At 34.8% G+C, this 26,119-nt stretch carries 20 protein-coding genes; 14 read left to right on the top strand and 6 right to left on the bottom strand.

Going from position 1 to position 26,119, the window contains the following annotated elements; all coding sequences use genetic code 11:
- Positions 1-100: 100 nt before the first annotated feature.
- From P5P89_RS14160 to P5P89_RS14135, 6 genes are all read left to right on the top strand, one after another.
- The gene (locus P5P89_RS14160) at positions 101-3,661 is read left to right on the top strand and encodes a SusC/RagA family TonB-linked outer membrane protein (RefSeq protein ID WP_278008910.1); all 3,561 of its coding nucleotides are present in this window, start codon (positions 101-103) and stop codon (positions 3,659-3,661) included.
- 17 nt (positions 3,662-3,678) lie between these two features.
- Positions 3,679-5,037, top strand: coding sequence for a RagB/SusD family nutrient uptake outer membrane protein (locus P5P89_RS14155; RefSeq protein WP_278008909.1), 1,359 nt, complete (start codon positions 3,679-3,681; stop codon positions 5,035-5,037).
- Positions 5,038-5,048: 11 nt separating this feature from the next.
- On the top strand, positions 5,049-7,022 hold the full coding sequence (locus P5P89_RS14150) for a TlpA family protein disulfide reductase (protein WP_278008908.1): 1,974 nt from the start codon (positions 5,049-5,051) through the stop codon (positions 7,020-7,022).
- A gap of 24 nt (positions 7,023-7,046) precedes the next feature.
- Positions 7,047-8,528: a hypothetical protein gene (locus P5P89_RS14145; protein ID WP_278008907.1), complete on the top strand. Its 1,482-nt coding sequence runs from the start codon at positions 7,047-7,049 to the stop codon at positions 8,526-8,528.
- Complete coding sequence (locus tag P5P89_RS14140) at positions 8,506-9,642, top strand: alpha/beta hydrolase family protein (protein WP_278008906.1); 1,137 nt, start codon at positions 8,506-8,508, stop codon at positions 9,640-9,642. The genes P5P89_RS14145 and P5P89_RS14140 overlap by 23 nt, the downstream gene beginning before the upstream one ends.
- A gap of 162 nt (positions 9,643-9,804) precedes the next feature.
- Positions 9,805-12,600, top strand: coding sequence for a M16 family metallopeptidase (locus tag P5P89_RS14135; protein WP_278008905.1), 2,796 nt, complete (start codon positions 9,805-9,807; stop codon positions 12,598-12,600).
- Between the two features lie 323 nt (positions 12,601-12,923).
- Here the strand turns inward: P5P89_RS14135 and hemL are convergent, their stop codons facing one another.
- Genes hemL through P5P89_RS14110 form a run of 5 tightly spaced genes read right to left on the bottom strand, consistent with a single transcriptional unit; the run spans position 12,924 to position 16,640 of the window.
- A complete protein-coding gene (gene hemL, locus P5P89_RS14130; RefSeq protein ID WP_278008904.1) occupies positions 12,924-14,210 on the bottom strand; it encodes a glutamate-1-semialdehyde 2,1-aminomutase in 1,287 nt (428 codons plus the stop codon).
- A 43-nt stretch (positions 14,211-14,253) separates the two neighbouring features.
- Positions 14,254-14,505 carry a hypothetical protein gene (locus P5P89_RS14125; RefSeq protein ID WP_278008903.1) on the bottom strand — a complete coding sequence of 84 codons (252 nt, stop codon included), beginning with the start codon at positions 14,503-14,505 and terminating at the stop codon, positions 14,254-14,256.
- A 20-nt stretch (positions 14,506-14,525) separates the two neighbouring features.
- The gene (locus P5P89_RS14120; protein ID WP_278008901.1) at positions 14,526-15,407 is read right to left on the bottom strand and encodes a glucosaminidase domain-containing protein; all 882 of its coding nucleotides are present in this window, start codon (positions 15,405-15,407) and stop codon (positions 14,526-14,528) included.
- Positions 15,400-16,308 (bottom strand): 1-aminocyclopropane-1-carboxylate deaminase/D-cysteine desulfhydrase, encoded by a 909-nt coding sequence (locus tag P5P89_RS14115; protein WP_278008899.1) that lies wholly within the window; start codon positions 16,306-16,308, stop codon positions 15,400-15,402. Before P5P89_RS14115 ends, P5P89_RS14120 begins: the two co-directional genes overlap by 8 nt.
- Positions 16,305-16,640, bottom strand: coding sequence for a hypothetical protein (locus P5P89_RS14110; protein WP_278008897.1), 336 nt, complete (start codon positions 16,638-16,640; stop codon positions 16,305-16,307). The genes P5P89_RS14115 and P5P89_RS14110 overlap by 4 nt, the downstream gene beginning before the upstream one ends.
- Before the next feature lie 113 nt (positions 16,641-16,753).
- On the opposite strand from P5P89_RS14110, the gene P5P89_RS14105 reads away from it, so the two are divergent.
- From P5P89_RS14105 to P5P89_RS14075, 7 genes are all read left to right on the top strand, one after another.
- Positions 16,754-16,933 (top strand): C1orf53 family protein, encoded by a 180-nt coding sequence (locus P5P89_RS14105; protein WP_095928730.1) that lies wholly within the window; start codon positions 16,754-16,756, stop codon positions 16,931-16,933.
- Between the two features lie 11 nt (positions 16,934-16,944).
- Positions 16,945-17,919 carry a 2-hydroxyacid dehydrogenase gene (locus P5P89_RS14100; RefSeq protein ID WP_278008896.1) on the top strand — a complete coding sequence of 325 codons (975 nt, stop codon included), beginning with the start codon at positions 16,945-16,947 and terminating at the stop codon, positions 17,917-17,919.
- 156 nt (positions 17,920-18,075) lie between these two features.
- Positions 18,076-20,052, top strand: coding sequence for a urocanate hydratase (locus tag P5P89_RS14095; RefSeq protein ID WP_278008894.1), 1,977 nt, complete (start codon positions 18,076-18,078; stop codon positions 20,050-20,052).
- Positions 20,053-20,077: 25 nt separating this feature from the next.
- The gene (locus P5P89_RS14090) at positions 20,078-20,620 is read left to right on the top strand and encodes a DUF4136 domain-containing protein (protein ID WP_269234957.1); all 543 of its coding nucleotides are present in this window, start codon (positions 20,078-20,080) and stop codon (positions 20,618-20,620) included.
- 175 nt (positions 20,621-20,795) lie between these two features.
- Positions 20,796-22,040 (top strand): threonine ammonia-lyase IlvA, encoded by a 1,245-nt coding sequence (gene ilvA, locus P5P89_RS14085; protein ID WP_278008893.1) that lies wholly within the window; start codon positions 20,796-20,798, stop codon positions 22,038-22,040.
- 84 nt (positions 22,041-22,124) lie between these two features.
- On the top strand, positions 22,125-22,508 hold the full coding sequence (locus tag P5P89_RS14080) for a group III truncated hemoglobin (RefSeq protein ID WP_278008892.1): 384 nt from the start codon (positions 22,125-22,127) through the stop codon (positions 22,506-22,508).
- A gap of 36 nt (positions 22,509-22,544) precedes the next feature.
- On the top strand, positions 22,545-22,979 hold the full coding sequence (locus P5P89_RS14075; protein WP_278008891.1) for a hypothetical protein: 435 nt from the start codon (positions 22,545-22,547) through the stop codon (positions 22,977-22,979).
- Positions 22,980-23,007: 28 nt separating this feature from the next.
- Here the strand turns inward: P5P89_RS14075 and P5P89_RS14070 are convergent, their stop codons facing one another.
- A complete protein-coding gene (locus tag P5P89_RS14070; RefSeq protein ID WP_278008890.1) occupies positions 23,008-24,093 on the bottom strand; it encodes a DKNYY domain-containing protein in 1,086 nt (361 codons plus the stop codon).
- 236 nt (positions 24,094-24,329) lie between these two features.
- On the opposite strand from P5P89_RS14070, the gene P5P89_RS14065 reads away from it, so the two are divergent.
- On the top strand, positions 24,330-26,087 hold the full coding sequence (locus P5P89_RS14065) for an aromatic amino acid hydroxylase (RefSeq protein WP_278008889.1): 1,758 nt from the start codon (positions 24,330-24,332) through the stop codon (positions 26,085-26,087).
- Positions 26,088-26,119: the final 32 nt, after the last annotated feature.

The following is a 26,119-nucleotide window of genomic DNA, read 5'->3' as shown; positions in this document are numbered from 1 at the left end:
TTAACTAACCAAAAAAAACCAAAAGATGTTGGCGCATCTTTTGGCATTGTAGAACTGTAGTTAATAAATATTGACTACATCTTAAATTCAAAACAAAATTATGAATAAAAAACATAATTCAGAAAAATTCTTTTCTGAACGATATCAGTATTACTTATATCTGCTGCTTATGAGATCTGTCACTGCATTTATTTGGATCAGTATGTGTAGTTTATATGCCAGCCCTTCCCTTGGACAAAATAAATTGCATGCCCGTTTTAAGAACACTCCGTTAATAGACTTTTTTGCTACTCTAGAAAAGCAGACGGATTACGTATTTTTTTACAATGATGAAGTGCTCAGCACAGCCAATACGATAACATTAGAGAAAGATGCTACTTTTGAAGAAATTTTGAACAGTGCATTAAAAAACAACAATTTAAGCTATGACATTATTGATAAGCAGGTTGTTGTGAAGAAAAATAAAAAAAGACCTGAACAATCAGAATACGAACTTACAGGAAGGGTAACCGATAAAAAAGGTGCGCCGTTACTTGGAGTAAATGTAGTTTTAAAAGGAAAACAAACCTGGGATATTACCAGAAAAGAGGGTGATTACCGAATGAGAGTTTCGCCCAATGATACTATTGTTTTTAGCTCTTTGGGTTTTAAAACAGTAACAATACCTGTTAATAATAAAAGAATAATTGATGCTGTTCTTGTTCCGGATGTAATGGAACTTCATTCTGTAGAGATTACTGTTTCTAACGGTTATACCGAAATCCCTAAAGAGAGAGTAACCGGCTCTTTTGAAGTTATGGGCGCCAAAGAGCTTGCCGAAGTTCCTACTGTAGATATTGCTTCAAGAATTGAGGGAAAAATGGCCGGTGTGAAGGTGGATCCAAGAACAGGTACTATTTCGGTAAGAGGAACAAACAATTATAGTGGTAGTGGCAGACCCTTAATTGTTATTGATGGTTTTCCGCAGTCTACAGAGGATTTTAACTTTAGCAGAAGAGGAGTTCCGGGAGCTTCTATTTTAAGCTACCTTAATCCGGATGATGTAGAGAGCATTACAGTTTTGAAAGATGCCGCAGCAGCTGCTATCTGGGGATCTCGTGCAGCCGATGGAGTAATTGTAGTGGTCACCAAAAAAGGAAAGAAAGGTGATCCAATAATCAATTTTAATGCCACCACTACAATAGGTGAAAAAATGGATTTGGGAAAATTGCGTGTCATGAACACATCCCAATATATTGATTATGAAAAAGATTTGGTTAATGGTGGGTTTGTGGTTGATAATATAAGCGATTGGCAGGCCAAAAATCCTAGTGCGGCTCAGGAAATCATGTTTCAACAGAAAAGAGGAACTATTTCTATATCAGAAAGAGACCGTTTATTAAACCAATTGGGACAAAACGACAATCTGGGTCAGATTAATAAATATTTATTAAGAAATTCAGCAACCAGACAATATGATTTATCTGTTTCTGGCGGAAGTGATAAAAGCACCTATTATTTGTCTTTAGGCTTTAATAAAGATGAGGCAGCAATGAGAGGCAACGAATCTCAATCGTATAATATAACGCTTAACAATTCTTTTCAGCTTAAAAGTTTTTTAAAATTAAATACAGGGATAAATTACGTTACTTCTAGTTTTCAAACCAATACCACTGCGAATGAAGCATTATCAAACGTATCCAATTTTGCGCTGCGTCCGTATGATATGATTGCTGATGAAAACGGAAATGGCATAGATCGTTATATTATTTTTAGACCAGAAGTTGCAAAAGGATTTGAAAAAAAAGGATATTTACCGTGGACTTATAATTATCTGGATGAATTAAATTATTCTAATGTAGTAACAAAAGGAGCTAATATAAGATTAAATGCAAGCTTAACAGCAACAGTAAACAGCTGGTTGAATTTTGAAGCCTCGGGGATGTTCACTTCTATTGGAAATAAAACAAAATCACTGAGTGAATTAGACAGTTACTTTTCAAGAAACATGATCAATGAGGCGACATCTGTAAGTACAGCAGGAAAATTAGTCTATGGAATACCTGTAGGATCGTATTTGTACAATACAAATATAGCTAACCAATCGCAAAGCATGCGCTTTCAGATGAATATCAATAAGAATTTTAATCAGGATAATGCTTTACACTTTTTAGCAGGTTCAGAAGTTAGAGAAGAACGTAGAGAAGGATCAAGCCAAAGGTATTATGGTTATAATACGGATACTAACTCATCAACTTCCGTAAATCCTACGATTTATTATACCACTATTTATGGCTGGCAAAATATTATTGGAACTTCTGATAACAGCATCAATAAATATAGAGAGCGTTACTTGTCTTACTACGGCTTAGGGTCTTATGATTTCATGAACAGATACCATATATCAGGAAGTGTACGTTTTGATGATTTCAATTTACTTGGAGCTTCCAGAAGAACCAGAGCATTACCATTATGGTCTGTTGGAGGTAAGTGGGATATCAATAAAGAATTTTTCTTAAGAGAAGTAAGCTGGTTAAACAATTTATCTGCCAGAGTTACTTATGGAAAAGCAGGAAGTACTCCTCCTGGAGGTTTTGGAAGCCAAAGTGCTATAATTTCTGTTGGATCTGTTGATTTTAATACACAATTACCAACTGCTTCTATTTCATTACCGGAAAATACTGAGATTAAATGGGAAACAACAAAGACAGTTAATTTTGGTTTGGATTATGCTGTTTTCAATAACCGTCTTCGCGGAAGTGCTGATTTGTATTATAAAAAAACCAATGATATATTAACAAGTTTACCTTTTAATCCAACATCGGGCTGGTCGTTTTTAACTTATAACACAGCTTCACTTAAAGGGCATGGTATTGATTTAAATATTTCAGGACTTATCATAAACTCAGGTTTCAAATGGAATAGTAGTTTAACTTTTGCCTATAACACAAATGAAGTTACAGACTCCCGTTTTCAGGCTACTACTACTAGCCAGTATTTATCGGGAATAACAAAGGAAGGCAGCCCAATAGGATACCTTTATGCTTACAAATGGGCAGGTTTAGATGCTAACGGTCAGTCTACGGTTTATAAAAAAGATGGTACAATTATAAATTCAACTCAGGGGATTTCAATGATTAATAAAGACGACCTTAAATACATGGGAAGAACTATTGCACCTTATTTTGGCGGATTTATGAATGATTTCTCGTATAAGAATTTCAGACTTGGTGTTCAGATAACATACTACGCAGGACATGTATTTAGAAATACCGTGTTGCAAAATTATCCTACTTATGCAGGCGTACAATATGGTGCAGTTGCGAAAGACGAATTGATTGCCGATCGCTGGAGACAAGCCGGAGACGAAATGATTACAAATGTTCCTGGATTAAGCAATATTAGTTTTAACAGTTTAAATCGTTTTCAAAACGCAGACATCAATGTACTTCCCGCTGATAATATTCGATTACAGCAAATTTCATTGGGCTATAATGTTCCTGCGGAATGGTTACAAAAAACTTTTATAAAATCATTGAGTTTCAATTTTGCAGCAAGGAATTTAGGATTGTTATGGGTTAAAAATGATGAGGGTATTGATCCTCAGTATTTGTCAAACAATAACTATAACACGCTGGCTCCGCAACGTAATTATTCTTTACAATTTAATTGTAGCTTTTAATTTTAAAAAACAGATTTATGAAATTACTAAAATTCACACTATATATTTTCCTGCCAGTACTTTTATTAAGCTCTTGTAGAGATTATGTTGAAGTAGAACCGGTTGGAAACAACAGAGTTTTAAAATATACTTCTGATTACAGAGGTCTGGCTAATAGCTATAACGATATAACTTCTTCAGGCGGAATTTATCTTCTTGCCAACGCAGATGTAGAATTTTCTACAACTTATCAAAATGGTGTTAATACCATTTGGGGTAATAGCTATACCTGGCAGGAAAGAATATACGATCCTTCTCAGAGTGATGCAGACTGGAATGGTTTGTATAAGGCTATTTATTACAGCAATGTTATTTTAGACGGAGTAATGAGCAGCCAGGATGGATTAGAATCAGAGAAAAAAGAAATCTATGCTGAGGCTTTTGTACACAGAGCATTTGCTTATTTACAACTGGTAAATACATACGGTCCACAATTTGATCCAGCTTCTGCTAATTCGGAAAAAGCGGTTCCACTATTATTAAAACCTGAATTATTTTCATCGTTGGATAGAAATACAGTGCAACAAGTTTATGATCAAATCATTTCTGACTTAAAAAGTGCTTTAGCAAATGATATTCAAGACACACCTCCATTTAATGTGCTTCCATCTAAAAAAGCCGTCTATGCATTATTGGCAAGAACATATCTATACATGGGCCAATATCAATTGAGTCTTGAAAATGCTGAAAAAGCTTTACAAATGCAGAATGGATTGATTGATTTAAAAACATTTGCCACTGGTTACAGTTATCCGGTTTTGATTCAAAATCCTGAAGTTATATTTTCTAAAACATTACTGCTGTCTTATAATAGAGCTCCTCTTTCTAATGATTTATTAAGTAGTTTTGGAGCTAATGATTTACGTTATGATTATTACACAATTCCCGGTAACATTGGTGTTTCTCCAACTTACACAGGAAGAGGTTTTGGAATTGCTACCTACAGTAATACAAACGGAATTAACGTAGGCGTTTCGGTTCCAGAGATGTATTTAATCGCTGCTGAATGTTATGCCAGAGCTGGACAAACTCAAAAAGCTGTAGATTACCTTAATATTCTTAGGGCAAAAAGATTCAAAACCAACACTACATATGAGGTAAGTGCTGCAACAAGTACGGAAGCTTTAAATCTTGTTTTGACAGAAAGACAAAAAGAATTCATAGGAAGAGGTTTCCGTTGGTTTGATCAGCGAAGACTAAACCTTGATCCGGCTTTTCAGAAAACATACACACGAACTTTTAAAGGAAACACATTTACCCTGGCTCCTAACAGCGATGGATATGTATTCCCAATCAATCAAAATTACATCGATTTAAACCCTGAACTAGGTAAATAAAACACTTTACAATGTTAAAAAAATTAAATATCATTTTTTGGGTATCGGTTCTTTGTGCCTTTACCTTACAAGTTACCGCACAAGAAGTCCCTTTAAGATTACAAGGAATGGTAGATATCCCTATTCCCGGATCAACTTTAAATATGACTTATGATCCAAAAGGAGGCCCTTTAGAAAACGTTAAAAATATCAACGGCTATACTTATGTTTTCAATGATTACAGATGGGAAATCGAAGATATTAAAATGAAAAGAAATGGCGCTGTTTACAGCGCCGACTTTACCGTTCCAAAAAACTGTGCTTTTATGGCTTTCAAATTCTATGGTAATACAGAAAATGGAATTGTTACTGATACCGGACAAGACAAAGGTTATATACTGGTGGTTTTTAAGGAACCAAAAGTAAAAATGCCGGGTGCAGATTTAGCCTGGGCAACCTTCAGAAACAAAGATTTCAACGGAGAATTTAGCGGTTATTTTAAAGATTTTTCTATTGATGGAGATGCAACTGAATATTGGTTAAAGAAAGAGGTTAAAGACCATCCAGAGAGATTTCCTGAATTTTTTGATACCTACATCAAAATCCTGAAAAAACAAAAACCGGAAAAATTTGATGAAATTGCTTCTAAAATTTTAACCGAATTTTCAAAAAACACTAACGGGATGCCGGAAGAAGTTTTTGTTAAACTTCGCAACATTTATTTGAATGATTTAAAGAACACAGCAAAAGCAGATTCTCTGGAAAATATAATTAAAAAACAGTTTCCAAAAGGTGCTTATTTCAGATTCAAAGCCTATCAGGTATTTAGCCGAATTCCTGACGTCAATGAAAGATACAAAGTAGCAGAACAGTTTTTAGCTGAGTTTCCATACAGCAATGAAGTGCCAACTGAACAAAAGTATCTCTATGATAATATTGCAAAAGCAAAGTTCGAATATTTTTTTCAGGCCAAAGATTACAAAAGCATTCTGGATTTAATTCCCACGATGAGATTTGCTTCATTGAAAGATGCGTATCATCAGAACATTTCTAAAGCTTTGTATTTAAAAACCGTTACACCAGAAGTTTTAGAAACAATGGCTGTTCCGATGATCAAATTAATGGAGCAAAAAGTTAATGATATGTCTTATATGCAGGGAATTTACTGGTCTCCAAATCAGGCAACTGAAAATGCTAAAAATCAATTAAATACCGAATTGATTATCCAGATTCGTATGTTTGATATGCTGAAAAAATACAAAGAAGTAGTAGAAACATTCGAAAAACTACCAATCGAAAACCGTTATGAAAAAGCAGGTGTCAATGATATTCATGTGAGAGCTTTAGAAGCATTAAATAAACCCATCATTGAGGTCTTAAAAAATGCAGCAAAAAGAAACACTTTATCTGAAGGAATGACTGCTAAACTGAAAGAAGCTTATTTAAAAGAAGGCAAGAAAGAAAGTGATTTTCCTGCTTATTTAGAGCAATTGAAAAAAGAAAACAAGTTTGAAGAAAAAATAGCTTTAATTGATATCGCCGCTCCTGACATTAAAGTTCAGGGATCTGACGGAAAAACAAAACAATTAGATTTAAACAGCGGTAAAATTATCGTAATCGATTTTTGGGCGACCTGGTGTGGTCCTTGCAAAAAAGCTTTTCCGGCAATGCAACAATTGGTAAACAACTATAAAGAAGACAAACAAGTCGAAGTTTATTTTATCAGCACACAGGAAACCAAAGAAGGATATAAAAAAGAAGCTTTGGCGTATTTAAAAGAAAAAGACTTAAAAATAGATACTTATTTTGATTTGGTTAAAAAAGGAGGCGGAACAAATAACGAATCTTTCTCAAAATACGCAGCAATTTTCAAATCAAGCGGTATACCCCGAAAAGTAGTGATCAAAAATGGTAAAATTAGATTTACTTCTGAAGGTTATTCTGGAAATCCGGGACAATTGGTTGATGAACTTACAGGGGTTATCAATGCTTTAAAGAACGAATAATTCGCTTTCTGAAATTTTAATTATATGAAAAAAATAGTTGCACTATGTACATTCGCCTTGAGTGTACATAGTTTATCTGCACAGAAAAAAACAGTTGACGAATCGGCTTACCAGTCATGGCAGAGAATCAACAGCAAAGCTTTGTCATACAACGGAAAATGGATTTCCTACAGCACCGTTTTTCAGGATGAAGAAAAAGAAAATAAAAAACAGATTATTGTTCAGGAGGCTCCAAAAGGAAAACGCCTGGTTCTTGAGAATATCAATGATCTGAAATTCATCGGAAAAAAAGACTGGGTTCAGTACACTAAAAATGACAGCACGCTTCTGCAAAATTTAAAAACAGGAGTTAAAAAACTTTGGAAAACCAAACATTACACCAATGCTATTGAAGGAACTGATTTTCTGTATTATACTCGTCCAGAAGCTGAAAAAGGACCCTTTTTTCTGCAGCGTTTGGTTTTTTATAATCTAGAAAGCAATGACAGTATTTCTGTAAACAACATTAAATCGTCTCGCTTTTTAAAGAATAAATCGATTGTTTATGTTCAGATCGAAAAGGATCAGGTGTTTTTAAAACACGGAATTCCAGGCGGTAAACAAGAAACAGTTTATAACGGAAAAGCTTCTGACTTTGGTGATTTTCAATTAAATGACAAAGAAAACGGAGGTAGTTTCACTTTAAAGGGAAACAACAGTTCTGATTTCAACTTGGTTTATTATTTCAATTTGAATACCAATTCAACAAAAGTTTTATTCAACTATGATGAAATTGCTTTAAACGATTCTGGTTTTTCGATTTCAAAAACAGCTTACAGTTTAAATGAAAATACACGTTTTATTTCGTTATTAGTGAATTCTAACAAACGTCCTGAAAATACTCAGATCGCAAAATCTAATGTTGAAATATGGCGATCCAATCAGGGAACTATGGAACGCAGACAGGAATTGTTGAGAAATTCAAAAACGCTTCCAAGCGAACAGAAATTACTTTATGATATCCAAAATAAAAAAGTAGTCAAAGTCGCTGCAACTGGCGAATTCGATCAGGTTTTAATGCCAGAATCTGGTAATTTTAAAGGTGTTTTTGCTATCGATAAAAAACCTTATACTGTAGAAGTAGACTGGACTTTTAATGAACGCAATGATATTTACTGGGTCGATGCCGAAACAGGAAAATCTACAAAAGTACTGACAGGCGTTTTTGGAACTCCAATCTGGAATCCACAGGGAAATTTTGCTGTTTTATATGATGAAAAAGAAAAAATTTGGACGGTTTTTGACACTGCTTCTTTGCAGTTTAAAAACATCAGCTCGCAAATTCCTTTTCCGGTTTCAAATGATAAGGTAGATATGAAATCTGCCAATACAGCCTATGGAATTGCAGGTTGGTTAAACAATGGAAATACAGTCGTTTTGTATGACCAATTTGATTTGTGGGCAATTGATCTTACCAATCAAAAAGTCGCTTATTCCATTACGAATGGTTTTGGAAGAAAAAAATAAAGTTGAATTGCGTTACAGCGAAAGTGGTTTTATTGGAGATTTAGACTCCAAAAAATCCATTACTTTTATTGGTTTTGACATCGAACATAAATCAAAAGGAATTTACAAATTTGCATCCAACACAATCACAAAAATCTTTGCTGATCCTAATTATAATACTAAAATAGAAACTGTTTCTGGTGACGATTCAAGTGTTTTATTTTCAAAAGAGAGTTATACGATTTTCCCAGATTTATGGTGGGGAACATCTAGTTTTGGCTCACAGACAAGAATTACCGATATCAATCCGCAGCAAAAAGAATATGCTTGGGGAACTGCAAAAGTAGTAACATGGAAGAGTTTTAACGGAAAAGAAAATCAAGGAAATCTATATCTTCCAGATAATTATGACAGTAAAAAAACATATCCGGTAATTGTTCATTTTTACGAAAAACATACAGAAGATTTTAATGTATATCAATTGCCGGAAGTAAGTACTTCTAATATTAACATTCCAACTTTCGTAAGTCAGGGTTATATTGTTTTTCAGCCAGACGTGCATTACACTTATGGTGATGTTGGAAACAGCGTTTACAATGATGTCATCAGTGGCGTTGAATATTTAATTTCAAATGGCATTACTGAAAAAGGTAAAATTGGAATTCAGGGACATAGTTTTGGCGGTTACGAAACTTCTTTCTTGACTACAAAAACAGATCTGTTCAGCTGTGCCATTGTAGGTTCGGGAGTAACCAATTTTACTGCCAATTATCCTGTAATGAGATCCAACGGTATTTCGACAATGTTTAAGTATGAAGCCGATCAATATCGTATGGGAAGTTCTATGCACGACAATCTGGACGGATATATCAAAAACTCTCCTATTTTTTCGGCTAAAAATATCAAAACACCAATCCTTATTTTTCATAATGATAATGACCGTGCTGTGCCTTATCAGGAAGGTCAGTCTTTGTTTTTTGCGCTTCGCCGTTTAGGGAAACCTGCTTTACTGATAAACTACAAAAAAGAAGGACATACTTTAGATATTGCTGCCAATAGAAAAGACTGGACACTCAAAATGCAACAGTATTTTGACTACTATTTAAAAGGTATCTCACTTCCGGACTGGATGTAGATTTTTCTAAAAATGCTTACTATTTAGACGCTGATATTACAGATTCGCATTCAGTAAAAACTGTTATTTGAAGGTTTCTTATGAGACCTTCAAAGCAACAGCAGGCACATCTTATACTTTTTTCAAACCAAAATTCAATCAAAAAAGAACAATAATTATCAAATGAAAACAAAATTAATTCTAGCGTATTTCCTGATTCTGGGTCTATCTCAGGTTTCGGCGCAGTTTAAAACTACGTTTCCGCTGCCAAAAGAAGTGGCACACGGAACGCTTTCAAACGGAATGCAGTATTTTATTATGCATAACGAATGGCCAAAAGACAGAACCGATTTCTATTTTGTACAAAACGTTGGCGCTATTTTAGAAAATGACGATCAGGACGGATTAGCGCATTTTCTGGAACACATGGCGTTTAACGGAACCGAACATTTTAAAGGAAAAGGCATCATCAATATGTTAGAAAAACAAGGAGTTTCTTTCGGTAAAGACATTAATGCTTACACGGCTTATGACGAAACCGTTTACAACATCAGCAATGTTCCTTCGCAAAACAAAACTTTATTGGATTCCTGTATGTATGTGCTGCACGACTGGTCGGGTTCTCTTCTGCTTGCCAATAACGAAATTGATGCAGAAAGAGGCGTAATTCGTGAAGAATGGCGTACGAGAAGAAATGCAGATTACAGAACGGGAGAAAAAATCAACAAAGTCGTATTTGAAGGTTCAAAATATGCAAAACGAAATGTAATTGGAGATTTAAATGTGATCAATAATTTCAAATATCAGGTATTAAGGGATTATTACAAAAAATGGTACCAGCCACAAAATCAGGCTGTCGTAATCGTAGGGGATATTGACGTCGCTTTAATTGAAAAACGTGTCAAAGAGATTTTCGGTTCGATACCAACTCCAAAAAAAATCAATAAAAGAGAATACGAAACAATTCCGGTACAGAAAGAAAATCGCTACGTTTTGGCTACCGACAAAGAATTACAGAGTTCCGGAATTTCTCTTTCATACAACAAATCGAAACCATTAGTACAGGATCAGGCAGAAATGATCAAAAGCATGCAGGAAAACCTGGCACTGCAGATGATGAATACTCGTTTCAACGAATACCTGATAAATAACGAAACAGGAGGTTTGGCGTTCGGAATTTCAAATGATAATCTTTCAAGATTAGACAGCAAATTTTCACTGAACGTTAATCCTAAAAAAGGAAAATTCATCGAAGCTTTTACAGAAGCTTACAGAGAATTTGAAAGAGCGATGCAAAACGGATTCACGCAGCAGGAATTAGACCGTTTGAAAACTAAAATGCGCACCTCCTACGACAATCGTTTAACAAATAAAGATAAAATTGGGAACAGTTACTGGGCAGAACAATTACAGCTGTATTTCTTAGAAGCCAATCCTGTTTTTTCTGTTGAAGGTGAGCACGAATGGGTTAATGCTTTCCTTGACCATGTTACTTTAGCTGAGGTAAATACTGCTTTTAAAGCGCTAAATCCAAAAGATAATTTAGTGTTATCGGTTTCTGCTCCGGAAGATCCAGCAACGAAACTACCGGAAGCAAACGAATACTGGAATATTATCAAAACTATTTCTAACACAAAATTAGAACCGTACAAAGAAGAAGAATTAACGGCTTCGCTGGTAAAAGAGCAATTGACAGAAAAACCAATTGTAAAAACAGAAGATATTAAGGCTTTCGCGAATGCGAAAAAATACACTTTGGCAAACGGCGCAAAAGTGATTATTTATCCAACTGATTTGAGCAAAGACCAAATCTTGTTTTCCGCATACAGCGCTGGAGGAAACTCTCTGGCTGACTGGAAAGACCTTCCTGCAGCTCAGATTGCTGCTGGCGTAGCGACATATTCTGGTTTAGGCGATTATAAATTTACCGATTTAAAAAAGAAACTGACTGGTAAAACTACCTCCGTGAGTCCGTATATTGGTGGTTTGTACGAAGGTTTTAACGGAACCAGTAACAAAGAATCGCTTGTGACTTTATTACAGCTTACATACCTGTATTTTGAACATCCAAGATTTGACAACAGCACTTTTGATAAAATAAAAGAACAATATCAAAACAAACTTAACAATGCCCCAAACAGCAACGAAAAAGCTTTAAGTGATACCATTTCAAATTTAAACACCAATTACAGCAAACGCAACTGGCTTTTAACGCAGGATTTTATAAATGCCCTGGATTTAAATAAAGCTAAAAAATTCTATACGGAACGCTTCTCAAACGGAGGAGATTTTACCTTTTTATTCGTTGGAAACATTTCAGAGCAAGACATTCCTTTGATCAATACCTATTTAGGAAATATTCCGGCAAACGAAAAAGCTGAAAAATATGTGGATCATAAAATTTTCATGAAAGACGGAAAAGTAGAAAAAACGATTTTCAGAACCATGGATACGCCAAAAACTACGGTTTATCTTCATCTGGAAAATAAAGATGCTGTCTATAATAAAAAGAACAAAATCTTAAGTTATATGTTATCTGAATGGCTTAAAAAACGTTATTTAGAAACCATCCGTGAAGAAGAAGGCGGTAGTTACGGCGTTCAGGTTGGTACCAGTTTATCTCAGACTCCTTCTCCGTTATTCTCTTTAGAGATCAATTTTGATTGTAACCCTGATAAAGCAGATGCTTTGGTAAAAATTATTCATGCCGAGCTTGCAAGAGTTCAGACTGAAAATATTCCTGCAAATATGCTCGAAGACATCAAGCAGTCTATTCTAAAAAATCATCAGGAACAGATCAAACAAAACAATTACTGGCTGAATGTTTTGACTTCTTATGTTCGAAATAACGAAGAACCTCAGGATACAGAAATTCTAAAAAACACCTTAAGTACTCTAACTGCAAAAGACCTGAAAGATTTCATCGTTAGCTCTTTAAAAAAATCTAACAGTGTACAAGTACTTATGAAAGCAAAATAAGAATTTTTATAAATCAGTTCCTGATTTGTATATTCTTATTGATTTTTTTATTTTTAATTAGTTTTTAAAGGCTGTCCAAAAGATGGCCTTTATTATTTCTAAAGCATAAAATTGGCAAACGTCTATGATATAATACATCTCTAAATAGCACCAAATCTAAACAGATGAACTGAATAATCCTTATAAGCAAACAGCGATTGAGAACAACAATTATATTCTCAATCGCTTGTTTTTTTTAAAATCAAGATATCTAATCTGTACTTTATCAATACAAAATGATATTGTTGTGTAGATACAATTAGCTTTTAAAGCCTTTTTTATTATTAGAAGGTTTTAGAAACCTTATCTATTGCATTAATGGTGAAATCTAAATCTTCATAGGTCAACGCATCTGTAATAAACCAGGTTTCGTATGCCGATGGTGCGATATAAACACCTTCCTGTAACAGTCCGTGAAAGAATTTTTTAAACGTTTCGTTATCTCCTTTTGCAGCTGTTTGAAAATCGGTAACGGGATCAGCATCAAAATGCACCGAAATCATAGAACCAACTCTATTAATGGTAAAAACAACATTATTCGCTTTTAAAACCCTGTCAATTCCTGCTTCCAGATACGCTGTTTTTTCTTCTAATCTTGTAAAAATTTCAGGATCATTATTTAAAGCCTGCAGCATCGCTAATCCGGCAGCCATTGCCAGCGGATTCCCTGATAATGTTCCAGCCTGATAAACCGGACCAAGAGGTGCTAAATAATTCATAATTTCTTCACGTGCAGCAAAAGCACCAACCGGCAATCCGCCACCGATTACTTTTCCGAAAGTAACAATATCGGCATCGATATTGAATAATTCCTGGACACCGCCTTTTGCCAAGCGGAAACCTGTCATTACCTCATCAAAAATCAGTAAAATTCCGTTTACAGTACACAATTCTCTTAAACCTTCCAGAAAACCTTTTTGAGGTGGAATACAACCCATATTTCCTGCAACTGCTTCAATAATAATGGCTGCGATTTCGCTTTTATTAGCTTCGACTAAAGTTTTTACATTCTCTAAATCATTGTATTTCGCCAATAACGTATCTTTTGCAGTTCCTTCTGTAACTCCGGGACTGTTTGGTGAACCAAAAGTTACGGCTCCACTTCCTGCCTGAATTAAAAAGGAATCAGAATGTCCATGGTAACAGCCTGCAAATTTGATGATTTTATCTCTTTTTGTAAAGCCGCGCGCCAGACGAATCGCACTCATACAAGCTTCTGTCCCTGAATTCACAAAACGGATTTTGTCAATATTCGGAACCATAGAAACAGCCAATGCTGCAATTTCTGTTTCCAGTTCTGTTGGCATTCCAAATGAAGTTCCCAGTTTTGCTTTTTCGATTACCGCATCCACAACCGGCTGATAGGCATGTCCCAAAACCATTGGTCCCCAGGAATTGATGTAATCTATTAATTTATTTCCGTCTTCATCGTACAAATAAGCACCTTTGGCACTTTTTACAAAAATCGGAGTTCCACCCACGGCTTTAAATGCTCTAACCGGTGAATTTACGCCTCCCGGAATTACCTTTTCTGCTTCAGCAAAAAGCTGGCTACTTCTTTTATAAATCATTTTATTTAGATTATTAGATTTTAGACTTCTTAGATTTTTTAGATCACAAACTAAGACCTCTGTCTTTTATATATTCATTAAAATATTTTTGTTCGATTTGTTCTTCTTTCGAAAGGTCTTCAAATTTTAAGTCGGACATTCCCTGAGGAGAGTAAAATTCCCATTTCCAAATTGGGCTATGTTTTATGAAAAAATGATTTTCTCTAAATTCATCATGACGATAAACTCCGCAAAAAAATCGAATTGTTATCGATATTGCCAAAATAAAAACTCCAATTACGATTTTGTTTTTCATTAATATTTTACAACTAATAATTATTTCACTTTCAGTTTCTGACCTATCGAAAGTGCATTGTCCGTCAGGTTGTTTTTCTGTTTTAATTCGTCAACCAATATGTTGAATTTTTTGGATATCGAATACAAAGTATCTCCTTTTTGTACTTCGTATAAATTCGGATCGTCTGAATTTGAAACCGAAGACGAAGATGAACTCTTTACCGGTGCTGACTTATTAATTGCGGTATAGCTTTTCCCTGTAACCTGACAATCGTACTGATGCAGATTATAACGCTCAATATAACTGATTAATTTATCCGGATAATTAGGATCTGTTGCATAACCACAAGCCCTCAACCCTTTTGACCAGGCTTTATAATCGTCTTTTTCATACGTAAACAAAACGGCATATCGGTTTTTACCAACTAAAAATAAAGCGTGATCCCTGTAGGATTCTGATGGTTCTTTATATTTTCTAAAACATTCCTGAGACGAATCATCATCATGACGAACACTTTCCCCAAGCCAGTCCTTGTGACATTTTATTCCGAAATGATTATTAGCTGACACCGCCAGATCCCCTCTTCCTGCTCCCGATTCCAGAATTCCCTGAGCCAGGATAATACTTGCCGGAATACCGTATGTTTTCATGTTTCCCATTGCAATATCTTTATACTGCAAAACATAATCAGTAATCAGACTGCTGGTAACAACTGTTTTGGAAGTCGACTGAATAACCTCAGTTGTGTTATTTGTAGAAGGATATTTAGCAGTTGGTCTGGAAGTAACTCCTTTTTTAGTCGAAGCTGTTCTGGGTCTTTGAACTGCTGCCTGTTTTTTAGTGGTTGCGATAGTAGGCTTGCTGGAAGAACAGCTTGCCAATACTGCAACTACGAAGAGTGTAATTATTTTTTTAAGCATCAATTTTGAGTATTGGTAATTTTTTCTGCTTCAATTTTAAATTCATTCCATTAATTCCCTGTAATCCACCGGTATGAATGAGTAAAATTTTTGAATGTGCAGGAAAATAGTTTTTATGGATTAAATCTATAACGCCAAAAACCATCTTTCCAGTATAAATTGGATCTAAGGGCACTTTATTTTCTTCAAAAAAAGCATTGATAAATTCAATTAATCCTAAATTTATCTTGCCATAACCTCCAAAATGATAGTCAGAAATTAAATTCCAGTTATCTTTTTTTGCAAAAATACGAATTTCATCTTTTAAAAAATCACCTTTTAAGGCAGGAAAGCCTAAAATTTTCTGATTAGGCGACGCGGTATTTATTAATCCGGAAATCGTGCCGCCTGTTCCAACAGCACAGCAAACGTAATCAAAAACTGAATCCTCATCAGTCAAAATCTCTTCACATCCTTTTACGGCAAGTTCATTTGTACCGCCTTCGGGAACCAAATAAAAATCTCCGAATTTCGCTTTTAAACTTTCAATATAAGATTCTTCACTTTTTAGGCGGTAATTTTCTCTTGACACAAATTCAAATTGCATTCCGTTTTTCTGAGCGAATTTCAATGTTGGATTTTCTTCAATTTTATCCAAAAGTTCATCCCCGCGAATAATTCCGATTGTTTTAAATCCCTGTTCTCTCCCCGCAAAAGCGACAGCTGCAATATGATTGGAAAATGCTCCGCCAAAGGTCAATAGAGTCGTTTTATTTTCAGCTTTCGCCTGAAGCAAATTGTATTTCAGTTTCCTGAACTTATTTCCCGATACAAAAGGATGAATCATATCTTCACGCTTTATGGTCAAAGAGATGTCGTTTGAAAACTCAATATTTATGGGCTGATTAAAAACGGGGTTCATTTTAATTTTATGTATTGCAAGAACTGAAAAAAAGAGCGGTTTTTCAGATAGTTAAAATTAGTTTCATTTTTGTATGCCTCTCTTTCAAAACTAATATTTCTATAAGCTAAATCTGTGTTTTTGTATTGAATCAAACGAATAAAAAATTCTAAAATATACCAGATAAAAAACGGTAGAATCAACATTTCTATTTGCTGTCTTAAATGTATTTTTTCGTGATTTACAAAAACAGCATTTACCTGATCTTTATAATATTTTACTAAAATGAAGGGAAAAACAGCCATTCCGCGATATCCTTTTGGAATTAAATATTTAGCAACAATCAGAAACATTGGCTGTAAAATTTATAAATTTGTAGTTATAAAATTGTTCGATTTCAATAAAATCACAATCGATTAATTGTTTTTTCAATTTAAATGAAACGCCAATTGACACAAAATAGTTTATGAAAGAGCAAAGTAATGAAAATAAATTAATCGAAGGCGAAGATTTTTACTATACGCCCGAAGGTTATAAGTGCTTTACTGAAAAACACCATTTAAAACGTGGTTACTGTTGCAAAAGCGGCTGTCGTCATTGTCCTTACGGGTATGATAAAAAAACAGGCCGAATAAATAAAAATTAGATTACAAAAAGATGAACGTTTTTATAAATAAAGATATACCCGAAGCCGGCATTAAACTGCTTCAGGAAAAAGGCATCAACTTAACGATAAATCCAACAGAAAATGTTTTATCAAGAGAAGAATTTATAAAAATCTGTCAAAAAAATGATGCGCTGCTGAATGTTGGAACCAATAATTTAGACGAAGATTTTTTTGAGCAGTGTCCAAATTTAAAAGGTATTGCTTTATTTTCTGTTGGATTTGATGCTGTGGATATGACTTCGGCAAACAACAGAAAAATTCCTGTTGGAAATACACCCGATGTTTTAAGCAGAGCCACTTCAGATATCGCTTTTTTATTGATGCAAAGTGTTGCCAGAAAATCATTCTTCAATCATAAAAGAATTCTAAATGATGACTGGAGAAGTTTTGATCCTTTAGCAAATTTAGGACAAGAACTTTATGGCAAAACGCTTGGGATTTTCGGTTTAGGCAGAATTGGTTTTGAAATGGCTAAAAAATGTAAAGCCGCATTCGGAATGAATATCATTTACAATAATCGTTCTCACAATGAAGAAGCTGAAAAAGAATTAGATGCAAAATATGTAGATTTTGAAACTTTACTTTCAGAAAGTGATGTTTTAAGCATTCATTCTAATTACAGTGCTGAAAATAATGAGCTTTTCAATAAAAACACTTTTGCTAAGATGAAATCTAATGCGATTTTCATTAATACAGCAAGAGGGAAATTTCAAAATGAAAATGATTTATTTAATGCCTTAACGAATAATATAATTTGGGGAGCCGGACTTGACGTTACGAATCCGGAACCTATGAAATCTGACAATCCGCTATTGTTGCTTCCAAATTGTTGTGTTTTACCCCATATTGGTTCTGCAACTTATGAAGCAAGAAACGGAATGGCAGTTTGCGCTGCACAAAATATAATTGCACTTTTTGAGAATAAAAAAATGCCGTTTTGTGTTAATGAAGGAGTATATTTTTAATTAGAAAATGTGGTAAATTGAAAATTAAATAATTAGAAATGAATTCCAATTTTTTAAAATTCCAAATTCCAGGGAGCAGCATATTTTAAATTAGGACAAAAAATTAATCTGTTGTTAATTTAACTAAAATACCTTAGCAACTCAGTACCTTAAAAAATGACTTTCAAAGAACAAATACAACAAGGGATACCTTCTATATTACCACCAAAGCAGGTATACGATCCGGCTATTAATCATGCTCCGAAACGAAAAGAAATTCTTTCGGCTGAAGAAAAAAAGCTGGCACTAAAAAATGCTTTGCGCTATTTTGATCCAAAACACCACGCTGAATTACTTATTGAATTTTCAGAAGAATTAGAAAAATACGGCCGAATCTATATGTATCGTTTTCGTCCGGATTATAAAATGTACGCAAGACCAATTGACGAATATCCCGGTAAATCATTGCAGGCGAAAGCGATTATGCACATGATTCAGAACAATCTGGATTATGCTGTGGCACAGCACCCTCATGAATTGATAACGTATGGCGGAAACGGTGCCGTGTTTCAAAACTGGGCACAATATTTATTGACAATGCAATATCTGTCTGAAATGACAGACGAGCAGACTTTAACGATGTATTCCGGCCACCCAATGGGATTGTTTCCTTCACATAAAGAAGCACCAAGAGTTGTGGTTACAAACGGAATGGTAATCCCGAATTATTCTAAACCGGACGATTGGGAAAGAATGAATGCTCTTGGAGTTTCGCAATACGGACAGATGACGGCGGGAAGTTATATGTACATTGGTCCGCAGGGAATTGTACACGGAACCACGATTACGGTTCTGAATGGTTTCAGAAAAATAAAACAAAATCCTGAGGGCAGTTTATTCGTAACTTCGGGTCTTGGCGGAATGTCGGGCGCACAGCCAAAAGCAGGAAATATTGCCGGTTGTATTACGGTCTGCGCCGAAGTAAATCCGAAGATTACTAAAATCCGTCACGAGCAGGGATGGATAAATGAAGTTGTAACTTCTACAGATGAATTGGTGGCGAGAGTAGTTTTGGCGAAAGCCAATAAAGAAACCGTTTCGATTGCTTATTTAGGAAATGTGGTTGACGTTTGGGAACGATTCGATCAGGAAAATATCAAAATTGATTTAGGTTCAGACCAGACTTCGCTTCACAATCCATGGGCCGGAGGGTATTATCCTGTTGGAATTTCCTTTGAAGATTCCAACAAAATGATGGCTGAAAATCCGGATTTATTCAAAGAAAAAGTTCAGGAAACGTTACGCCGCCATGCAGCTGCTATTAATAAACATACGGCAAAAGGAACGTACTTTTTTGATTATGGAAATGCCTTTTTATTAGAAGCTTCTCGTGCAGGAGCTGATGTGATGGCAGAAAACAATATCGATTTTAAATATCCGAGTTACGTTCAGGATATTATGGGACCAATGTGTTTCGATTACGGATTTGGACCTTTCCGTTGGGTTTGTACCTCAGGAAAACCGGAAGATTTATTAAAAACTGATGCTATTGCTTGTGAAGTTTTAGAAAAAATGGCAGAAACTGCCCCTAATGAAATCCAGCAGCAAATGCAGGATAACATTAAATGGATCAAAGGTGCTCAGGAAAACAAACTGGTTGTGGGTTCACAAGCAAGAATTCTGTATGCTGATGCTGAAGGAAGAATCAAAATTGCAGAAGCTTTTAATCAGGCAATTACAAAAGGTGAAATCGGAGCGGTTGTTTTAGGCCGCGATCATCATGACGTTTCCGGAACCGATTCACCTTATAGAGAAACCTCTAATATATATGACGGATCACGTTTTACTGCCGATATGGCGATTCATAATGTAATTGGAGACAGCTTTAGGGGAGCAACCTGGGTATCGATTCATAACGGCGGTGGCGTTGGCTGGGGAGAGGTTATAAACGGCGGATTTGGTATGGTTCTTGATGGTTCTACAGAGGCTTCAAACCGTTTAGCATCAATGCTTTTCTGGGATGTAAACAACGGAATTTCAAGACGAAGCTGGGCCCGAAATGAAGGTGCTGTTTTTGCAATAAAACGTGCCATGAAAGTTCAGCCGTTATTGAAAGTAACTTTACCCAACATGGTTGATGAAAGCTTACTATAAACAAAACATTTAATTCTATAAAATTATGAAAACATTCAAATTAGTTCCGATTTTGCTGTTATTGATCCTTAGTTCATGCAGCAGTATTACTGTTTATTCTGATTACGATAAAAATGTCGATTTTACGCCTTACAAAACCTATGCCTTCTTCAAACCCGGAATTGATAAAGTCGAGATTTCTGATTTGGATAAAAGACGTATCCTTCATGCAATTGATACAGAAATGCAGTCTAAAGGTTTCACAAAAAGTGAAAAACCTGATTTGCTGGTGAACATTTTTACAAAATCAAGAGAGCAGGTTGATGTAAACCAATTTAACGCCGGATGGGGTTATGGCTGGGGATGGGGATGGAATCCATGGATGATGTATGGAGGAAATCAAACTACCGTATCAACTTCTACAGAGGGTACTTTATACATCGATCTGATTGATGCCAAAAAGAAAGAAATGATCTGGCAGGGAGAAGGAATTGGGGTTTTAACCCGAAACATCGATAAAAAAGATGAAAGAATTGCTGAATTTGTAAATAAAATTTTAGCGCAGTATCCTCCTCAGGTAAAAAAATAATTATACATTTGCTCTTCAGCCAACAGTAAATGACAAACTTTAATAACATCATTATCACTATTATCAGCATTATTGCAATTCAGCAGTGATGGTGGGGTGTTATATTAAAAAGTAAACAATACAATTTATGAAACCTCCCACAACCGGGAGGTTTTTTATTTTCAAAATTAAAATTATGAATTTATTCAACGAGGTACTCAATGCAAAAAAACAACTTGAAAATGTTGTAGCTTCTACTCCACTTATGCAGAATCTTAATCTTTCTGATGAATTTAAGACATCTATTTTATTAAAAAGAGAAGATTTACAAATTGTCCGATCTTATAAGATTAGAGGGGCTTACAACAAAATTTCTTCTTTGACTGATGCTGAAAAACAAATTGGAGTGATTTGCGCCAGTGCCGGAAATCATGCCCAGGGTGTTGCTTATTCATGCAATTTGCTCCAGATAAAAGGTAAAATTTATATGCCAAAAACCACTCCGAAACAAAAAGTTAAACAAGTACAATTGTTCGGTAAATCATTTGTTGAAATTGTTTTGACAGGAGATACTTTTGACGATGCTTATGCCTCGGCGACTGCAGACGCCATCAAAAATCATAAAATATTCATTCATCCGTTTGATGATGAAAAAGTAATTGCAGGTCAGGGAACGGTGGGTTTAGAAATTTTGGAAACTTATAAAGAACCAATCGATTATGTTTTTGTTCCAATTGGCGGCGGCGGACTGGCTTCCGGTTTATCTGAGGTTTTTAAACATCTAAGTCCGAATACCAAAATAATTGGTGTTGAGCCCAAAGGTGCTCCTTCAATGAAAACTTCGATTGAAGAAAATAAAAACACAGCCTTAAAAACAATCGATAAATTTGTAGATGGCGCCGCTGTAAAACAAGTGGGAGACAAAACTTTTGAAATCTGTCGTTATAATCTTGAAGATATTATTCTGGTTCCCGAAGGAAAAGTCTGTACCACTATTTTACGATTGTACAATGAAGAAGCTATGGTAGTTGAGCCGGCAGGTGCTTTGACAATTGCTGCTTTAGATTTTTACAAAGACAAAATTAAAGGAAAAACAGTTGTTTGCGTGGTGAGCGGAAGCAATAATGATATTGAAAGAACAGCCGAAATAAAAGAACGTTCTTTGCTTTATGAAGGACTGATGCATTATTTTATGATTCAGTTTCCGCAGCGTCCCGGTGCTTTAAAAGAATTTGTCAATAACATTTTAGGTCCTGATGATGATATTACTTATTTTCAGTTTGCTAAGAAAACAAGTCGTGAAATGGGTTCTGTTGTTGTTGGTTTAGAATTGAAAAATAAAAAAGACATTCTGAATATTAAACTGAATATGACCAAAAACGGATTTGAATTTCAATATCTGAATGATAATCCCAATTTGTTTACCCAGTTAATCGGATAAAAAATATATCGCTATGATAAATATCAGCAAATAAAAAAGACGCTATATCGTATTTTTGCAACTCAAAAATTTAATTAAAAAAACATGGCACTTCAGGATATTTCAAACATAGAAGAGATTAAACTTTTAGTAAATACATTTTATGAAAAAGTACAGAACGATGATTTAATAGGACCTGTTTTTAATGAAAAAATGATAGGAAGATGGCCTGAGCATCTGGAGAAAATGTATCGCTTCTGGCAGACTTTACTTTTAGAAGAACATACGTATTCCGGAAGCCCTTTTCCGCCACACAAACATTTACCTGTAAACCAATCGCATTTTGATCGCTGGATGAAAATTTTCACTGAAACAATTGATTCTTTATTTGCTGGAAAATTAGCAGAAGAAGCCAAAGTCCGTGCGGCAAACATGGCTTATATGTTCAATTATAAAATTGAATATTTCAGAAATCAGGCAAATCAATAAATTGCAATAATTTTAAAATAACAATTTACTTAAAATATGAAAAAACTAATTCTTCTTCTTTGTATGTTCTTTGCTGTCACCACAAAGGCACAATCTGCCAAAAGTATGCTTTACAAAGGCACTATTGACGGAAAAATAGCCGTAACATTTTATATAAAAGAAGAAGAAAATCCTTGTACCGCAGATTTAATGTACACATCAATGTACCGCTACGACAAATCCGGCAGCTGGATACAATTAGACATTACTCAAAATAAAAAGAATGAAAACCAACTTGTATTAGTCGAACATGGATTTTCAGGAGTTATGATTTTAAAGAAGGAAGGAACAAATTTTAATGGATTATGGATCAGTCCTGACAGTAAAAAACAATTAAAAGTAACCTTGAAGGAAGTCCGTATGACCAAAAAAGAAACTGAAACTTACGAGGATAAAATGGAGAAAATAAATTATGAAAATAACGATTGTTAGAACTGTCGTTATTTTCATAACTGTAAATTTATTTCAATTTTCTATCAAGAATTTTTCCATTTCTAAATTTATTTGTTCCGTCGTCCCAAATATCATTTTCAGAAGTCCTTTTAAATGTTTTTGGATCTGCTTTTTCAACAATACTATTTTTGTAAAATACATTTTTACTGTCCTTGGCATAATCCGGCGAGAGGATTTCAAAAGCTGAAATAACAGCACCGGTTATTTTTTTGCCTGAATAATACACATTTTTCCTGTCTTTGCAGTAGCCATAATCTAATGGTTCAAAAGATTGAATATCAATTTCAGGGTATGCTATTCCTTTGTAAATTAAGGTGTCGTTAACCGCTATCGTATAATAATCAATTACTTTGGTACTTTTAATAGTTTCGAAAGTATGCAGCGTAAATTCATCTTTCGTAAAAGCAGAAACTACAGCATTTCCGATTTGGACGTATGATTCGTTAACAACCTTGATTTCACCTTCAACTCTTTTATGTTTCCGGATTACTTCATCAACTTCAAAAGCATACAAACCATCTCCTCTTTGATGAATAATCGAATAAATATAATTTGCGTCTATAGCAATTGCATCGTTCAAAGGTTTAAAAGTTACCGGATCTCCTTCTGTTTTTTTACCTCTGTAAAAGACTGCATTAGCATCCCTGAACCAACTAATACGCTTATAATCCGGAAGTGAGGAATCCAGCAGCTGATAACTTTTAGTATCTGCTCCTTCTATAATTCCTAAAAAATTATATTCTTTTCCGTTCATAGTATAAACATGGTTTTTATCCTTAATAATTCCGGAAGCATCCACCTGAAAAGTTGCATAATCAACAGCTTGCTTTCTTCCTTTCCAGAAAACATTCTTTTTATCTTTTCCAAAATCCCTGTTTATGGGCTGAAAAGATTTAACATCAGCATCCGATTCAAAATATCCCAATTCAAACCAATTGCCCATTGGAGAATGCACAATTAATTTTTTTCTGTAATGATAAAAATACGAATCGGAAACTTTACTATTTACAGGATCTCCTATCCGGAATAAAAAATATCTTACACCTAAAAAGACGAACACAGCTATTGCTAAAATGATCAACAAAACTTTCATACTTATGAATACCTTACATATACTTTTTGTAAAACTAAGTATTTTATTGTTATTTTTTCAGTTCTAATTTACCCTCATAAAATAATACGTATTGAAGAAATATTCTAAAACATGCGAGTGGCAAAAAACTAACAATTCACTAACAAAAGACGCTTTTTATTTAAATTAAACAGTATAAAAGTCATTTTCAATACCTCAAATTTGTAATTTTACATTTCAACCTACAGTTTTTCCAAATGAATCCAAATATTGAAACAAATCCGTTATTAGAAAGATTGCCTAAACATTTAAAGCAATTCATCAAACCTCAGGATTATAGCGATTATACGCCCATTAATCAGGCGGTTTGGCGTTACGTGATGCGTAAAAATGTAAATTATTTATCAAAAGTAGCCCATCATTCTTATCTGGATGGTTTGAAAAAAACCGGAATCGAAATTGACGCTATTCCGAGCATGTACGGCATGAACCGAATCCTGACCGAGATTGGATGGGCTGCCGTTGCCGTTGACGGGTTTATTCCGCCCAATGCCTTTATGGAATTTCAGGCGTATAATGTTTTGGTTATTGCTTCGGATATCAGACAATTAGAGCATATTGAATATACTCCTGCACCGGATATCATTCACGAAGGTGCCGGTCACGCCCCTATTATTGCAAATCCTGAATATGCTGAATATTTAAGACGTTTTGGCGAAATTGGATGTAAAGCAATCTCATCCCATAAAGATTATCAGATGTATGAAGCGATCCGACTGCTTTCGATTTTAAAAGAAGCCGAAGATACATCACAGGAAAAAATCGAGGAAGCCGAAAAAGCTGTTGCCGATCTGCAAAACAACATGGGCGAATTATCTGAAATGGCTCAAATTAGAAATTTACACTGGTGGACAGTAGAATATGGCTTAATCGGAACTGTGGAAAACCCTAAAATTTATGGTGCAGGACTGCTTTCCTCAATTGGTGAAAGTGCTCACTGTATGACCGATAATGTGAAAAAAATCCCTTATGACATTTCTGCTGCAAATCAGAATTTTGATATCACACAATTACAGCCTCAGTTGTATGTAACACCTACATTTTCGCACCTGAGTCTGATTTTAGAAGAATTTGCTAATAAAATGGCTTTACGAACAGGAGGACTCTCAGGTATTCAAAAACTGATTCAATCGAATGCTTTGGGAACGATTGAGCTGAGTACTGGTTTGCAAATTTCAGGTGTTTTTACTAATGTTATTGAAGAAGAAGGAAAACCGGTTTACATTCAGACAACCGGAAAAACCGCCTTATCATACCGTGAGAAAGAATTAGTAGGTCACGGAACTTTGACACACCCACACGGATTTGGAAGCCCGATTGGAAAATTGAAAGGCTTTAATCTGGCAATTGAAGATATGAGTCCGAAAGATTTACAGGCGTACAGCATCGTAGAAAGCGAAACCGTAAAATTGGAATTTGAAGGTAATATTGTTGTAGAAGGAGAAATTATTACAGGTTCAAGAAATCTGCATGGAGAAATTATCCTGATCAGTTTTAAAAATTGTACCGTAACACACGGCGAAACGATTTTGTTCCAGCCTGAATGGGGTAATTATGATATGGCTATTGGTAAAAAAGTAGTTTCGGCCTTTTCAGGTCCGGCCGATGTAAATAGCTTCGATCTGGTTAATATTGTTCCGGCTTCTAAAACCATTAAAGCAAAACATACAGATGAACGTGATGATCTGGAAGCCTTATATTCCACTGTTCGAAACATTCGCGATAATAAAGATTCTAAATCTGAACTACAATCGGTTTTTGAAAAATTAAAAAATTATCATCCAAACGACTGGCTGCTTGCTGTTGAAATTACAGAACTTTTGAAAGATTCTGACGAAAAACAGCTTTTACAGGAAGTTCTGGATTATTTGGAGCAATTAAAAGAAAAACGTCCTGAAGTTGCACATTTAATTTTGGGTGGACTGGACTTGATTTTCCATAAGGAAGCGGTTTAAAATATTGCACATAGGTTTTTTATATCGTAAAG

It is taken from the genome of Flavobacterium gyeonganense, assembly GCF_029625295.1.
Taxonomy (GTDB): domain Bacteria; phylum Bacteroidota; class Bacteroidia; order Flavobacteriales; family Flavobacteriaceae; genus Flavobacterium; species Flavobacterium gyeonganense.
Note: the sequence above shows the minus strand (reverse complement) of the source record. Positions and strands in the feature narration are given on the sequence as shown.